Source organism: Pseudomonas sp. TNT2022 ID642, from assembly GCF_028656995.1.
GTDB lineage: Bacteria > Pseudomonadota > Gammaproteobacteria > Pseudomonadales > Pseudomonadaceae > Aquipseudomonas.
On sequence record NZ_JAMDGW010000015.1, the window covers coordinates 211,711 to 227,270 of the forward strand.

11 protein-coding genes are annotated in these 15,560 nt (G+C 59.9%); 3 read left to right on the forward strand and 8 right to left on the reverse strand.

The features are described from left to right. Positions 1-43: 43 nt before the first annotated feature. Positions 44-3,001: an autotransporter outer membrane beta-barrel domain-containing protein gene (locus tag M5G26_RS16110; protein ID WP_273915936.1), complete on the reverse strand. Its 2,958-nt coding sequence runs from the start codon at positions 2,999-3,001 to the stop codon at positions 44-46. 243 nt (positions 3,002-3,244) lie between these two features. On the opposite strand from M5G26_RS16110, the gene M5G26_RS16115 reads away from it, so the two are divergent. Then, entirely contained in the window at positions 3,245-3,523 is a 279-nt protein-coding gene (locus M5G26_RS16115; RefSeq protein ID WP_095049626.1) for a helix-turn-helix domain-containing protein, read from the forward strand. 32 nt (positions 3,524-3,555) lie between these two features. Here M5G26_RS16115 and M5G26_RS16120 read toward each other — a convergent pair whose 3' ends face one another. Further along, positions 3,556-4,392 (reverse strand): amino acid ABC transporter permease, encoded by an 837-nt coding sequence (locus tag M5G26_RS16120; protein ID WP_273915937.1) that lies wholly within the window; start codon positions 4,390-4,392, stop codon positions 3,556-3,558. Next, positions 4,389-5,210, reverse strand: coding sequence for an ABC transporter substrate-binding protein (locus M5G26_RS16125; protein WP_273915938.1), 822 nt, complete (start codon positions 5,208-5,210; stop codon positions 4,389-4,391). Before M5G26_RS16125 ends, M5G26_RS16120 begins: the two co-directional genes overlap by 4 nt. Before the next feature lie 113 nt (positions 5,211-5,323). Here M5G26_RS16125 and M5G26_RS16130 point away from each other — a divergent pair, with 113 nt between their 5' ends. Continuing rightward, positions 5,324-6,223: a homocysteine S-methyltransferase family protein gene (locus M5G26_RS16130; RefSeq protein ID WP_134176454.1), complete on the forward strand. Its 900-nt coding sequence runs from the start codon at positions 5,324-5,326 to the stop codon at positions 6,221-6,223. Between the two features lie 100 nt (positions 6,224-6,323). Here the strand turns inward: M5G26_RS16130 and M5G26_RS16135 are convergent, their stop codons facing one another. From M5G26_RS16135 to M5G26_RS16145, 3 genes are read right to left on the reverse strand one after another with little or no spacing between them, the layout of a single operon-like run. Next, on the reverse strand, positions 6,324-6,995 hold the full coding sequence (locus M5G26_RS16135; RefSeq protein ID WP_134176453.1) for a GNAT family N-acetyltransferase: 672 nt from the start codon (positions 6,993-6,995) through the stop codon (positions 6,324-6,326). Between the two features lie 12 nt (positions 6,996-7,007). After that, a complete protein-coding gene (locus M5G26_RS16140) occupies positions 7,008-7,454 on the reverse strand; it encodes a GNAT family N-acetyltransferase (protein ID WP_134176452.1) in 447 nt (148 codons plus the stop codon). A 10-nt stretch (positions 7,455-7,464) separates the two neighbouring features. After that, on the reverse strand, positions 7,465-8,088 hold the full coding sequence (locus tag M5G26_RS16145; protein ID WP_273915939.1) for an FMN-binding negative transcriptional regulator: 624 nt from the start codon (positions 8,086-8,088) through the stop codon (positions 7,465-7,467). A 92-nt stretch (positions 8,089-8,180) separates the two neighbouring features. Between M5G26_RS16145 and pdxR the strand changes: the two genes are divergently transcribed. Then, positions 8,181-9,734 carry a MocR-like pyridoxine biosynthesis transcription factor PdxR gene (gene pdxR, locus M5G26_RS16150; RefSeq protein ID WP_273915940.1) on the forward strand — a complete coding sequence of 518 codons (1,554 nt, stop codon included), beginning with the start codon at positions 8,181-8,183 and terminating at the stop codon, positions 9,732-9,734. On the opposite strand, the gene M5G26_RS16155 is transcribed toward pdxR, so the two are convergent. Continuing rightward, positions 9,691-14,286 carry a dermonecrotic toxin domain-containing protein gene (locus M5G26_RS16155; RefSeq protein WP_273915941.1) on the reverse strand — a complete coding sequence of 1,532 codons (4,596 nt, stop codon included), beginning with the start codon at positions 14,284-14,286 and terminating at the stop codon, positions 9,691-9,693. The two genes, pdxR and M5G26_RS16155, sit on opposite strands and share 44 nt — an antisense overlap. 151 nt (positions 14,287-14,437) lie before the next feature. Beyond that, the gene (locus M5G26_RS16160; protein ID WP_273915942.1) at positions 14,438-15,463 is read right to left on the reverse strand and encodes a histone deacetylase family protein; all 1,026 of its coding nucleotides are present in this window, start codon (positions 15,461-15,463) and stop codon (positions 14,438-14,440) included. Positions 15,464-15,560: the final 97 nt, after the last annotated feature.

A 15,560-nucleotide genomic window follows, 5' to 3' on the forward strand; every position in this document is an offset into this window, starting at 1 on the left:
CTTTTTCCTACAACCAATCAAGACCCCGCCGGCTGTTCAACCCTCAAAAGCTCATCTGCCACTGCCCAATCAGCCCGTGATTGCGGCTGTTGTTGCCGATCTCGCCGCTGTACCCCACACCCAAGGTATGCCGTGCCGAGACCCCTACATCCAGCCCGGCCTCCAGCACGAGGCTGTCGCGATCCAGCGAGCTGCCATCGACACTGAACGCCGTGCCGCCAGTCACAAACGCCTGCCGCGTCGAGCTGCCGACATCGCCGTAAGTGTGCTTCCAGCCAGCGGCCAAGCGCGGCGTTACGCTGATGCCGTTGTCCAGGCTGCTCAGGTGTGCCAGGCGCAGGCCGAAGGTGCTGCTGAAGTTGTCCTGGGTCTGGCTGTCGACTTGCAGCGCGGCGGCGCCACCTTTTTCCTGATAGCTATCGCGGTGGTAACGCTGATAACCGAGGCTGGCGAACGGTTCGGCGCTGAGGCGGCCGCTGCCCATGGCATAGCCGAGTTCGGCGAAGGCTTGCTGGCTATCGGCGTCGTAGTCGCCTTTCGGGCGGTCGCTGAAACCATTGAAGGCGATGGTGCGTTTGCTTTCGCCCTGATGGCCGCTGTACGCCGCGCCGAGACGCAGCGAGATCGGGCCGTTTTGATGTAACGCGTAGACACCGGCGTGCCAGCTCTCGACGTTGCCGTCGACGCCGGTCGCGTCCAGATCGGTTTTCGAATAACCGCCCAGTACGCCCAGGCGCCATGCTGGATTCAGTGACCAGTCGGCGCCCAGCACGCTGCCTTTGGTGCGTTGCTCCAGACCACTGCTGCCGTGTTCACCATCGAGCTTGCCGTAGCCGCCAATGCCTTGCAGCCAGAGGCGGCCGCGAGCGTTCGGATCATTCAGATTGCGCGCCTCGGACGGCACGCCGTTGGCCGCCAGCACGGGGGTGTCGCGTTGATCAAGGCCGACCAGCAGTCCCGGGCTGCCGCCCATTTGCTGCATGGCCGAGAGCATGCTGCTGCCGACCTGACTGCTGGCGCCGAGGGTGGCGCTGGTCAGGTTGGCGTTGCTGGCACCGGCCAGTTGCTCAATCGCCGCGCCAGCGCTGCTTTGGCTGGTATTGAGCAAGGCGTTGTACAACGCGTTGTCTTTGCCGATCGAGGCGAGGCTGTTGGCGGCGTTGCTGCCGTTGGCAGTAGCGGCGAACTCATTGAAAGCCACGTCATTGCGGGTGTAGGTCAGGTCGACCTGGGTTGGCGTGTAGGCGAGGGTCGGCGTCAGGAACGCATAGTCGCTGCTGACCTTGCCGAAAGTGCCGTTGACCTGTGCCGCTTGCAGCACGGTGTAGTGGCTCTGCCACGGATACGTGCCGCTGCCGGGATTCACCGCGAGGGTTGCGCCGTTGAGATTGGCGATGCCGCCGACCTGTACCGGCGCGCTGCTGCCGTCGGCGTTGACACCGTAGGCGAGGGTGGCGGTGCTGGCCATGTTCAAATCACGAACGATGGCTGCGCGACCGAGGCGGGTGTCGGTGCGCAATGTGCCGTTGACGTTCAGATTGCCCACCGAACCGCCACCGGCATACACACCGCCGGCGTCGACGATCAGGTTGCCAGCAATATTGCCCTGGTTGACCAGTGTTGCGCCGTTGCGCACTGCACCGCCGTCGCTGAAGTCGCCGCTGCCGGTGAGTGTCCACGCGCCTTGCTTGACCTCCAGCCATTCGAAGTTGCGACTGGCGCCGAAGCTGCCACCGGCCGCGTCATCCATCACCACCCGGTCGTAACCGCTGCCGCCATCCACCACGCCGACAAAGCGACTGCCGTTGCGCAGGGTCAGACTGTCGTTGCCGCCACCCAGATCCAGCGCCAGGCCATTGCTGCCACTGATCGTGCCGCCGTTGATGACGTTGTCGGCGAACTCGCCGACGAGCTTCACACCGAAACCGTTGAGGCCTTGAATGGTGCCGAAGTTTTCCAGCGTGGTCGCCGCCAGTCCCGAGCCGCCGCTGCCATCGTCGACCAGAATGGCGCTGTCGGCACCGCTGATCAAAGCGTTGCTGGCGTTGAGGATGTAACCGCCACCCAGCGCGATACCCTCGCTGCCGTTGGCGAAACCACCCTTGTCCACACCGCCCGCGCCGACGCCCTGAATAGTCCCGTAGTTTTCGATGTGGGCGATCTTGTCGATGTCCACGCCGTCGCCATCACCGTTCGCTTGCAAGCCTGAGTAAGCCCCGGTGATGGTGCCGTGGTTAATCACCGTGCCATCGCCGTCGGAACCGAAGCCGGAACCATTACGGCCGGTGATCTGCCCGTAGTTGATCAGCGTCGCGCCAAGATCGGTGGTGATGCCGTGCCGGCCACCGGAAATCACCCCGTAGTTGGTCACACTGACGCCGCTCGCGGAATCGATATCGATGCCGTCGAATTTCTCGTCGGCATTGTGCGAATCGCCGGTCGAAATCTCGCCATAGTTGCTGATCGTCGCGTTGGCGCCGGTCTTCATGCCGTCGCTGGCGTCGCCGCGAATCAGCCCGCCGACGCGGTTGATAATGGTGGTCTTCACGCCGTCACTGCGTAGCGCGTCGAGGTCCAAACCCTGGCCGGTGGTGGAGCGAATCACGCCGCTGTTATCGATCACCAAACTGCCGCTGACGAAATTGCTGTCGATGCGCAAGGCGTCGTTGGCGCCGAGAATCTGACCGCCGCTGCGGTTGTAAATCGTGTAGTTGCGCGCCTGGGTCAGGTCGCCACTGCTGTCGATGGCCCGGCCACCGCTGGAAACGATTTTGCCGGCGTTATCGATCACCACACCGGCACCACTGGTCTTGTCTTTCAGGCTCACGGCCTTGCCGCTGTTGGTGATGCTGCCCGGCGCGGAAATCGTTAACGTGTCGCTGCCACCCAGCGTTTGTGCTGCCGTGGTGGCGGTGTCGATCTGCACGGTTTTGCCGTGGGCTGCCGTGGCAGCGATCAACAGGGCAATGGCAAGAGACAGACGCTGGGGCGGGAACGGCATGGTCGGACGGCCTTTTTGTTATAAGCGGGCCGTCCTGTATAGCGAAGGGTTTTTACAGAATGATGTCGGTGGCTGATCTGCATTATTTTGCATTCAGATTTCGCTTGCCAGGAGTAAATCTGCATTTTGTTGCAGATTTTGGCGTTCTATCAGGCTTTGAATGCACTACATTGCATCCGGCATCAATGAAGGCTCTGTTGAAATGTATTTAAAAGTAGAGGAAATGAAAGCGTGGGATCTGCAATGAGCCTGACGGTAGCTGAGCGCATGGCGCTCATCGAAAGCATCCAAGAAGCGCTGGCCGACGGGACATTGGACATCAGCGAAGCCGTCCGCCGTTTACGAGTGGAGGTGACAGGGCTGCATCAAATCCAATTCGCTAAGATGTGCAAAATTTCGGTCCGCACGTTGATACACATAGAGCACGCTGAGGGTAATCAGACGTTGAGGTCGTTGGACTCAATATTCCGATTGTTTGGCCTGAAAATGGGCGTCGTGCGGATACGCCGAGAGCCCCATTAAAACCCGACGCAGCCCGCAATGTGCTGATCGCCCTAGCTACGCCGCACATATGCCTTTCCATAATGGCGTTCCATTTTCGCCTGAATCAACTCCAGCCCAATCGACATCAACCAGTAAATGATCGCCGCCGTCGTCAGCATTTCGATGTAGCGGTAGCTTGAGCGCCCGTATGACTGGGCGAGAAACATCACTTCCCAGACGCCCATTACCGAAATCAGCGACGAGTCCTTGAGCATCGAGATGAACTGGTTGGTCGTGGGCGGGATGATCGTGCGCATGGCTTGCGGCAGGGTGATACGCCAGAAAATCACTGTCTCGCGCATCCCCAAGGCCAGCGAAGCTTCGCGCTGGCCGTGGTCGACACCGAGGATGCCGGCGCGGAAGATCTCGCTGAGATAGGCGCCGTAGTTCAACGACAAGGCAATGATGCCCGCGACGATGGCGCCAGGCACGATGCCCAGTTGCGGCAAGCCGAGGTAGATCAGCAGGATCTGGATAAGCAGTGGCGTGCCGCGAAAGAACGAGGTGTAAAAACTGGCGATGCCGAACGCCACGGCGCTTTTCGACAGGCGTGCCAATGCCGTGATAAAGCCCAGCAGGGACGAAGCGACAATCGAGCACACGCAGAGGAACAGAGTCAGCGCTGCACCCTGCAAGAAGCCGTTGGGCGCCAGGTGCAGGCCGACCAGATTGGGCAGTTTGTCGAGGATGATCGAGAACTTCAGGTCGAAGCTCAGGAAGAACCCGGCGAACAGGCAGAACAGCGTTGCCCAGGTCAGGTACAGCCGCGTACAAAACCCGAACATCCGTTGCAGGCGTGATTCAGCCACCGGTTGCGGTGGCTGTGGCGGTGTCGGGAAAGAAGTCATTGGCTGATATCAGCGCCGATCCATTTTTGCGACAGCTTGCTCAGGGTGCCGTCCTGCTTCAGTTGCGCGAAGACTTCACGCACCTTGGCGTCCCATTGCGCATCACCCTTTTCGATGGCCACCGAGTTCGGCTCCGAGTACAGCGGTGCGCCGGCCAGTTTGAAGCGTTTGTCCTGGTTCAGACGTGGCTGTGCGGTGACGAGGTTGGTGAGGATTGCATCCAGGCGCACGCCGGCGCCCAGGCCCAAGTCCTGGAAGGCGACGTTGTCGGTGTCGTACGGCGCGATCTGCACATCGTCGAACGGGTACTGCAGCTGCGTGTCTTCGGCGCCTTCAATGACCAGGTTCTTGTTCAGATAACTTTCGTAACTGGAAGCGCTGGTGAGGCCGACTTTTTTGCCACTCAGATCCTTGGCGTCGTGGATCCGCTCATCCTTGGCGTTGACCACGATCACTGCCGGCGAAGCGTAGTACTCGACCGGGAAATCGAACACCTCGGCGCGGGCCTTGCTCGGCGTCATCGAGCAGATGCAGATATCGTAGCGCCCGCTCCAGCGGCCGGCGGCAATGACGTCCCAGGACGGCGTTTCCAGTCGTAACTTGACGCCCAGTTTTTCAGCCACGGCCTTGGCGACATCCACGTCGAAGCCGTCTAGTTGGTTCTGGTCGTTGAGAAACGAGAACGGTGGATAGCTTTCCATCAGCACGCCGACCAGCTCTTTTTTCTGCTCGATACGATCCAGCGTCGTGCCACCAAAGGCTTGAGTGGAGGCGGCCAGAATGGTCAGGCCCAGGGCCAGTAGCGGTTTAAATTTCACAGTCGATCCCTGGGTAAAAAAGAGGTTGTTTTTAACGGAATGGTGCGTATTAAATAGTTATAAGAACGACTCTGATAGTGAGTTATTTTCATAAGCATATGAGTGAAAAGCATATGGGCGCAGGCAGCACGATTATTCTCGATGGCGGCATGGGCCGTGAATTGCAGCGCGCCGGTGCGCCATTTCGCCAGCCGGAGTGGTCGGCGCTGGCCTTGAGCGAGGCGCCGCAAGCGGTCGAGGCGGTGCATGCCGCTTATATCGCCAGTGGCGCCAATGTGATCACCACCAACAGTTACGCCGTGGTGCCGTTCCATATTGGCGAAGAACGTTTCGCCGCCGAAGGGCAGGCGCTGGCTGCGTTGGCCGGTGAGCTGGCGCGGCGTGCGGTGCAGGCCTCGGGGAAATCCGTGCGGGTGGCCGGCTCATTGCCGCCGCTGTTCGGCTCCTATCGTCCGGATCTGTTCGAGGCCGCACGAGTAACCGAGTTGCTGACGCCCTTGGTCAATGGCCTGACACCGCACGTTGATCTGTGGCTGGCGGAAACCCAAAGCTCGATCATCGAGGCGCGAGCCATTCACGCGGGATTGCCGAAGGATGGCAAACCGTTCTGGTTGTCGTTCACCTTGAAGGACGAAGACACTGATGAAGTGCCGCGCCTGCGCTCTGGTGAGCCAGTCGCCGAAGCCGCTGCAGTGGCGGCTGAATTGGGCGTCGAGACGTTGTTGTTCAATTGCAGTCAGCCAGAAGTGATCGGTGCCGCGATTGATGCCGCGCGTGAAACCTTCGAGCGTCTGGGGGTGAAGATAAACATTGGTGCTTACGCCAATGCGTTTCCGCCGCAGCCAAAAGAGGCTACGGCCAATGACGGACTCGATCCGTTGCGCGATGACCTGGATCCGCCGGGTTACTTGCACTGGGCGATTGACTGGCAGCAGCGCGGTGCGAGCCATTTGGGTGGTTGCTGCGGGATCGGGCCGGAACACATTGCGGTGCTGGCGCAAAAATTGGGCTGAAAATAGATCAAAAGATCGCAGCCTGCGGCATCTCCTACAGGGTGAACGTCAATCCCGTGTAGGAGCTGCCGCAGGCTGCGATCTTTTGCTTTTCAGGTAATCACGATCGGCATTCAACCAAGCCTTTCACCTGCCCGTCGGGCGTCTGATTTTCATCCGACAGCCACCTTTCGAAACCTGCCGCAATCGCCGGCCACTCTCCATCCAGAATCGAGTACCACGCAGTGTCGCGGTTCTGTCCCTTGACCACCATGTGCTGGCGGAACACGCCTTCGAAGCTGAAACCCAAACGCTCGGCGGCGTACTTGGAGCGGGCGTTGCCGTTGTTGCATTTCCATTCGAGGCGACGGTAGCCGAGGTCGAAGGAATATTTGGCCAACAGGTACACCGCTTCGGTGCTTCTCGGCGAGCGTTGCATCGGCGCGCCGAAGGTGACGTGACCGATTTCGATGCGGCCCTGGGCCGGGACAATCGACATCAGGCTGAGGATGCCTTGCACCTGACCGCTGGCGCGATCAACGACGCTGAAGAAATACGGGTCGCTGGCGGCCGCGTGGTTGTTCAGCCAAGCGTCGAACGCCGTGCGCTCCGGGAATGGGCCATAGGGCAGATAATCCCAGAGTTTCGGATCGGCACCGGGGCCTTCGAGTGCGGCGAACAGCGGGTCACCGTGACGCGCCGGGTCGAGTCTTTCCAGGCGAATGAAACGCCCTTCAAGCAATGTGGCGGTGGGGGCGGGGACGCCTTTCCAGTCTGCGAGTGATGCGGTCATGCGTGCGTCTCCTTAAAGGGCTTTGCGAAACTGGATGAAGCCCGGGCGTTCAGCGATGCGCTCGTAGAGCTGGATCGCGGTGGCGTTGGTTTCGTGGGTCAGCCAGTGCACTTTGCAGCAGCCGTCAGCCTTGGCCGTGGCGTAAACGTGTTCGATCAGCAGACGGCCGACGCCAGTGCCGCGAGTTTCTGGCGCAACCAGCAAATCTTGCAGGTAGCAGGAGTTTTCAATGCTCCAGTTCGAGCGATGGTAGATGTAATGGACCATGCCCACGGCTTTACCGTCGGCCCACGCCAATGCTGCGTGGGTTGGCTCGCTCGGGTCGAGAAAACGCTGCCAGGTACTTTGCGTCACAGCTTCCGGCAGTTCGGTGTTGTAGAAACGCAGATAAGCCTGCCACAGCGGTAGCCACGCGGCGTGGTCGTCGGCGCTGACCTGGCGAATGTCGATCTGACTCATGGTGATTTCCTTAGCGCATCAATCGGGCGAGGGTTTGATCATTGATTTCCGGGCTGGCCGTCAGGCCTTCGCGCACGCCGGCAATGTCTTCGGCGCTGCGGTTCTGGCTGAGCTTGCGTTTGCCTTCGAGGCGGTCGATGGGAATGGCGAAACCGACAATCGCTTTGAGCATGCCGTCGATGTAATCGGCGGGCGCATCGGCGACGGACCACGGTTGCGCGCGGCCGGCTTCATGACGGTCGGTGAGGGTGCTGACGATGTCGAGCAGGCGTCCGCCGTCGCTGAAAGTTTCGGCGTGGCCATAGGCATGCACGGCGATGTAGTTCCAGGTCGGCACGACTTTGCCGTGCTCGGCCTTGCTCGGATAAAAACCCGGGCTGATGTAGGCATCGGCGCCGGCGAAGATCAGCATGGCTTCGGCACCGTCGCGCAAGTCTTTCCACTGCGGGTTGGCGCGGGCCAGGTGCCCGTACAGCGTGCCGTACTCGCCTTGTTCGCAATGCAGCAGCACCGGCACATGGCTGGCCTGCAAGCCACTTTCGCCATGGGTCACCAGAATGGCGAGGCGGGTGGCGAGAATCAGTTCGTGCAGTTGGGACAGGTCTTCGATGGCAAAGGCGCGTGGCGTGTACATGGACAGATTTTCCTTGGCGAATGCCAGCATCGTAGGCAGGCTATTGGTCTGTTGTAAGAGCCATTGATGACCAATTTCATAGGTCCATTGTCATGACCGATTCGCCGACGTTATCCATGCCCTTCAACCCTGCAGGTATCGAGCTTGATCGCCGTCAGGGTTTGAGTCGTCAGCTCTATCAGGCGTTGCGCCTGCGGGTTCTGGATGGACGACTGGCGAGTGGCACGCGTTTGCCGGCCAGTCGCGATCTGGCAACGGCGTTGGGGATTTCGCGCAACAGTGTCGTGCGTGCCTACGATCAGCTCTATGCCGAAGGGTTTATCGAAGGGCGAGTAGGGGACGGCACCTACGTCGCGCAATTGATGCCGGTAGCGGCCTCGTCGAAAAAACTATCCACAAAAGTATCCACAGGGTTTTCAACAGGCTTACCCACAGCCTTATCCACAAATTGGCTGGATTTGCCTGTGATTCCATCCAGTAAAGTTATCCACAGCGAGACTTTTTCGCGCATCGAAAAGAACCATTTGCCCAGACCACCGAGTGGCCCACCGCGTGCCTTTCGGGTCGGGGTTCCGGCGTTTGATCTGTTCCCTTTTGAGGTGTGGGCCAAGCTGAATGCGGCTTTTTGGCGTAAACCGGATCTGGAGCAACTGTGCTACGGCGATCCGTCCGGCGATGCGCGTCTGCGTGCAATGATCGCCGCCTATCTGCGCAGTTCGCGCGGCATGCAGTGCTCGCCTGAGCAAATTGTGATCACCAGCGGCGCACAACAAGGTATTAGCCTTTGTGCACAGTTGCTGGTGGAGCCGGGCGAAGGTGTGGCGATCGAGAATCCGGGCTACCGCGCGGCCGGTCATGCGTTCGCTGTGGCGGGAGGTCGTTTGCACGGCATTGCCGTGGACGAAGAGGGCATGGATTGCTCGGCGTTGTCGGCCACCGGGAATTGTCGGGTGGCGTATGTGACACCCTCTCATCAGTACCCGACTGGCGTGGTGATGAGTCTTGCGCGACGCCTTGAGCTGCTGGCTTGGGCCGAGCGCAGCCAAGGCTGGATCGTCGAGGATGACTACGATGGCGAGTACCGCTACACCGGTGCGCCGCTGGCACCCTTGGCAGCACTCGATCGCCAGGGGCGGGTGCTGTATGTCGGTACTTTCGGCAAGGTCGCGTTCCCGGCGTTGCGCCTCGGTTATCTGGTGCTGCCCCCAGCGCTGGTCGATGCGTTCTCGCAACGCCGGGCGGTGGATGTCCGGCATTCCGAGGTGAGTACCCAAGCCGTAATGGCCGAGTTCATGGCGGCCGGGCATTTCCAGCGGCATATCCGGCGCATGCGCCGCGCCGCCCTGAGCCGTCGCAACACCTTGCTCGACGGTTGGCCGGCAGCCATTGCCGGTGTGGGCGATTTACCCGCGGTATCGGCCGGGCTGCATCTGACCGTGGCCGTTGACAACATCGAACGCGAGCAGCAGTTGATTGCGCAGGCTGCTCGCGTCGATGTAGAGATAAACGGCTTGAGCCGCTACTGGCTGCCTGATTCCACGACACCTCTGGACCAGCGTGCCGGGCTGGTGCTGGGTTTTGCTGCAGTCCCTGAACCGGCGATCAAAGCGGCGCTGAGTCGGTTGCGACAGGCGTGGCAGGTGTGAGAAACAGCGCTCGTGCAGACTTGTCGGAAATGCCGCTGCGATGTATTTCGATCAGCGCCTGGTTGCTCAGAAAACGGGGCTCATAGGCCCCGCCCATACGTCGCTGAGCCACGGTTTTCATATGCCCGTCGGGAAACGGTGTCACGGGGGCTTGCGCGCTGCTGTAGTGGAAATGTGCGTAGCACAATACCTTGTTGGTGTGAGCGTCGCGTATTTCGTACTCGTCGAGGAAACCCAGATCCTGACCTTTGAGCCGGCGTCGAGTCACGGTTTGTGAGATCTTCACTTCGCCTTTTTCTTTCAACCACTGGACCCCAGCCCCAGTCGGTGGCTGTTGCTTGACCATTTTGATACGGGTGCTGGTGCCTTTTTCGTCAAGGGATCTGGCGGCGTCGTCAAGCTTGTGCCCGAGGGCCTCGGTTGGCTTCTCGAAGTCGGCGGTCTCGTTGTTGACGGTCAATGCTTCATCGAGTGCCGCGTTGGCTTTGCGCAAGACAGCGGCATGCTTGTGGTATTCCTCCTCGACCTCGACAGGAATGCGCCGCCCCCGCTTGAGTTGGGCCTCGATACGGCGGTGGAATGCGGCCAACCCGTCGATCAGGGCCTGGCCTTCACGAATGCTGGCATTGAGAGTGGCACTGGCCTTGGGCGGTTTGAGTTTTGCCGTGCGTTGTTCGACCCAGACACCGGGTGACTCTTCCTCGAATGTTGCGATGACCCCTTTCAGGGTGCTCCGTACTTCCACCACGTCGGAGTTTTGACCTTCGATGCGCTTTTTCCGATCACCGACCACCGTGCCTCTGGATTTGGTTTTTATGATCTGGCGCGTCGATGATCTCGGCTTCGAAGGTTTCGATGTCGGTCCCAGCAGGTGCTTGTAGCGCAGCAATTCGGCCAGTTTTACATCCGTGCGTGTCTTGAACGCGATCACTCGTTTGCGCACATTTTCCAGTCGCTCGGTGTTGACGTGCTCGGGGTAGTCGATGAGCAAATCGCCCAAGCGTTGATCAATGGAGGAAAACTGTTCGGCCACATTGCTCAAGACATCCGTGCGTTCGCGCAGGTTGTCCAGACTTTCATCTGCGGTCAGATTCAACGTGCTCTGGATGCTCAGCGTCGCGTCTTCGATGAGACTGGCAAGCGCCTGATAGGCGTTGGCACCAGTCGCCGTTTCAAGGCGCTTGATGCAGATCTCCTGGCCGAGACTGATCTGCAAAAGTTTGAGATCGTTCAATTCATAGTTGGGCAGTTCCTTGGTATAGGTGCGAACAACCTCGACAGCTTTTTTTCCCAGCAACTTCAGTTCAGCAAAGTGGGTTTCGGCCAACTCCATTTTTTCAATGATGGCCTGAGTCTGATCCGTCATTTCTTCAAAAATCCGAACAAATGATCGCTGTTCGAAACCGGCCTCGTCGGCAAGCATCGTCCGCATGGTTTTCAAGTTGGCGTCGAACTCTGTGGAGTGAATCTCAAGCCATTCATGCCCAAAAAACAACTGCATCTCCAGGCGCTGAATCATGGCTTTGCGGTAGTTGGAAACGGGTTGTTTCTGATGCAGCGCCTTGATCTGTTCGACGGTCGTACTGTACGCCTTGCGCTGGGATTCGAGCGTAGCCAGATACTGCTGGCGCGCTTGTGCTCGTGCTGACGGAAGCGCCTTTTTGAACGCGTCGTGTTCGGCGTCAATTTGCAGCCGTTTGGCTTCCATCGTGGCGTCAAAGGCGCTGATTTCGGTGATCAGTTGTGTCGCGCTCAGTTTATTGGTGTCCTGAATCTCCTGATGGGCGCTGTCGAGTCCGCCGCCTCGCAAGCGCAATCGAAGGTCGATCACCCATTGACCGTTGGCGGTGCGGGCCAGCGTTGGTCCCTTACGCGGCGGTTGCTGGCGTGAGTCGATGATCTGGACCTCGGCATGTTCATTGAGCATGACTTCGAACCAGCGCTTGCCCACGGAGGTGAACCATTGCTTCTGACGCGGATACAAGTGTCTGTGCGTGCCCTCCGTGGCGACATCGCCGATGCCTCTGGGTTTGGCGATCTGGAAACTGTCGAGCAGCGCGGCCAGCGCGACGGGCGATCGTTTCAGTGCAGTAAAAGGGTTGACCACCATCTCATGCGTGATGGGCAGTTCGGTGCTGGAGATGTCCGCCAACTGCACCGGTTTGCTGACGGCTATGTCGGGTGTGACCGTCGGTGTGGATTCTTTCTGCGGGATCGACTCGCTGATTGGCTGGTCGCCAACCGCTGCGCGATGGGCGAGTACCATGCCCAACGCCAGAAGAATGTCGGCCAGTGCGGTCCAGGCGATCTTGCCGGACTGCTCATTGGCGACGTCGCTGATCTCTTCCAGGTCGTCCATGATCTGCCAGATCCACGCCGCTGTACCGACGCTGCGTCCCAGGAATGGCAATGCTGCATTGAACAGCATCCAGCCGCCGTGCTTGAGTGTCGCCCAACGTGCTTCTGCATCGGAGACCGACTGGCGGTCAGCCTGGGTAATGACCGCCTGCACGTTGCTGTCATGCAGCGTCGCCAGTACATCGTATTCAATCGTCGCAGTCGCCAGGGTGACAGGGCCGGACATGTCGAGGGCGGTGAAGGGGTTCACCAGCGATTGCGGGATCGTCCAGACCGAAGGCAGTCGGGCGGTGAAGACGAACTGGCTGTAGTTGAAGCGCACATCGTCCGGCAACCAGGCCAGCACCGACTCGCGCAGATGTTGCGAATGCTGGATCTCGTACAGCAGATTGGCGTGGGAGGGGAACTGCATCAGCGCCATTTCGAACAGTGGCCGGTAAAGCACGCAGGGCCCTTTATCCACTTCGCGCGGGCCGATGACGAACATGTTGTTGACGGTGTCAGCCTGTGAACGGCTGCGGTGGGCCATGAACGCCAGTGGGCGAATGACGATTTCATCGCGATCGACATGACGTTCATCGCCGGTGTTGGCCAGCGCGGCAACGACATAGCGGTAACCCTGCTCGGTGATGCCGGCCTTGCCTTGTATCTTGTGTTGCAACGCCAGCAGCGGCAGCTCGATGGGTAACTGGCTGGTGTAGAGCGCCTGCAACGCCGCCGCCTTCTCGCTGTCGTCGACCAGCAGGTTTTGCAGGTGCGCCGGGTAGGTCTTGCCGATATCGACGCTGCTCACCAGTTGTTCCAGGTAGCTCACGGTCATCCACGCAGGCAACACGCTGCCATCCTTGTAGCGCACGGTTTTATTGCCAGTTGGCTGCCCCGCGAGGTTCTGCAGGGCGAGTTCCATGAGCGACAGCGTCTGGGTCTGTGTGTTGCCCGGCAAGACGAACGTGCCCCAGACCACCAGACTGGTGATGCTGATTTCGATGTCATCGATCTTCACCTCGCCGGCCAGTGGATGATCCTTGAGTATCTGTTTTTTCAAGGCGTCACGGGTGAAGGCTTGCAGGCTGATGACTTCGCTCTGGAAGGATTTTCCCTTGTTCGTATGCTGCACCATGGTCAGGTCCAGCAGATGTCGGCTGTAACGGGTTTGATCGGCGGGGACGGCGCTGTCGAGCCAGGCTGGCAGCATCGGACGCAGACGATCGATATGGGGTTTAAGGCGCGGTGTCGGTTCTCGAGGATTGCCAACCGTCCCGGTGTGCGGGTAAAGCTCGCTGGCGTTCGTGCCCTGGAAAAAATTGATCGCACCCAGCGCCTCGGCTTCCAGGGCGATCAGCGTGCAGGCCTGATAGTCGAAGAAATTGCCTTGCGGTTCGACCAGACGCCATTTCAGTCCGGCACCGGAGGCGCCTTTCCAATAACGATCGGGCAGGGCTTCACCGAGTTTTTCCAGCGACTCGAAGTTCTCGAAACCCTTGATCACCGAGTGGGTCATGATCAGCGTGCGCTCGCCGCTGGTGCCGATCAGGACCGCGGTATCGAGCAGGGTCACGTGGTTCTGGTCATCTCCATCGCCGCGGTCCAGATCGATCAGGCAGGCGCGTGTCTTGTATTTGTCGGTGGTCAGCCGCTGGTTTTTGTCCGGATGCTTATAGACCGCCTCGACCATGGCGCGCTGGTCGGCATCCCAGTCAGTAGTCGCGTCGACCTTCCACAAGTTGTTCAGGGCCTGCGACATCTGTTGCCAGCGCGGTTGTCCCGGGTAGGTGAAATCGTCCCAGTAATTGACCTGGTGTTCCTTGTAGGCGACAAACAGCAACGGTGCCAGCTCATTGAGCAGCTTGCCGATCGCGCTGATTTTCACCGGTAGCTGGATGGCTGAGGGCAGGTCGGGCTGCAAGGTCAGATAATGTTCACCATCGAGATACGCCACGGCGGTGCCGGAGAGGCCCAGACGTACCAGTGTGTCGGTCAGCGATTCGATCAAATGACGGCCGGGGACGACTTCATCACCTTCGATGACCCAGGTCGGCCTCACGACCATAGCCAACTGCGGGTCGAGATCGAGGTCCGGATACAGTGTCTTGAGGGCCGGGCGCAGCGTTTTCGAAGCGACTTCTTGCAACGAAGGGCCGGTCACCATTTGCGTCACGATGTCGACGGCACTGGGCGAGGGGATTTCTGGCATGGGCAACTCCTGCTCTGATGGGCGCGCCGCTAAGGCGGCAGTTCCGGGCAAGGTAGAGGCGGGCAGCGGGATGCGTGCGGTACATACGTATTGCGGGCAAAAAAAGACCCGCATGGGCGGGTCTGGTTTTATGTGGGCGACTTGCTTCTGGCTACTGCTCGAATCCTTCCAGCACGTTCACTGCGTTGATGCCGATTTCTTCCACGGCGTAACCGCCCTCCATGACGAATAACGTCGGTTTGCCAAGGGCAGCGATGCGCTTGCCCATCGCCAGATAATCCGGGCTGTCGAGCTTGAACTGCGAGATCGGGTCGTCCTTGAAGGTGTCGACGCCCAGCGATACGACAACGACGTCGGCGCCGTAACGGTCGATTTCATCGCAAGCCTGATCCAGCGCCGCACTCCACACGTCCCAGCCGGAGCCGGCGGCTAGCGGATAGTTGAAGTTGAAACCTTCCCCCGCGCCTTCGCCACGCTCATCGTCGTAGCCGAGGAAGAACGGGAACTCCGCTTCCGGGTGGCCGTGGATCGAGGTGAACAGCACGTCGCTGCGCTCATAGAAAATCCACTGCGTACCGTTGCCGTGGTGGTAATCGACGTCGAGGATCGCGACTTTCCTGTGGCCCTGATCGAGAAAGGCTTGTGCGGCGATGGCGGCGTTGTTGAGGTAGCAATAACCGCCCATCAAATCGCTGGCAGCGTGGTGTCCCGGTGGCCGGCACAAGGCGAAGGCAGCGCGCGCGCCACGCTGGATTTCTGCTTGCGCAGTCAGGGCAACCTGCGCCGCGCTGTACGCCGCTTGCCAGGTGCCGGCGGTGATCGGTGCGCCGCCGTCGAAGCTGTAATAGCCGAGCTGGCCGTGCAGGCTGGTCGGTTTGATTGCACGCAGGGTGCGCGCCGGCCAGGTGTAGGGCAGCAAGTCGCCATCGGTATTGAATTCAGTCCAGCGATCCCACGCGCCTTTGAAGAAGTCGAGGTAGTCGCGGCTGTGGATCCGGGCGATAGGTTCCAGGCCGAAGTCCTTCGGCGCTTCGACCGGGCCGAGGTTCTGGTTTTTAACGCGTTGCAGGACGTGGTCGGCGCGCGACGGCATCTCGAAGCACGGCTTGAGCTGGCCATCGATGAGTTCGCAGCGGCCGTGGTGCAGGTGGTGATCGTCCGAGTAGATCGTCAGCATTTGTTGTTCTCCGCAGGGCTGATTCGGTTGCTCTCAGTGTTGCGGCGCGAGGCGAATCGGAGAACGGCAGGAAAGGCCAAAAGGGGACTGATATGGC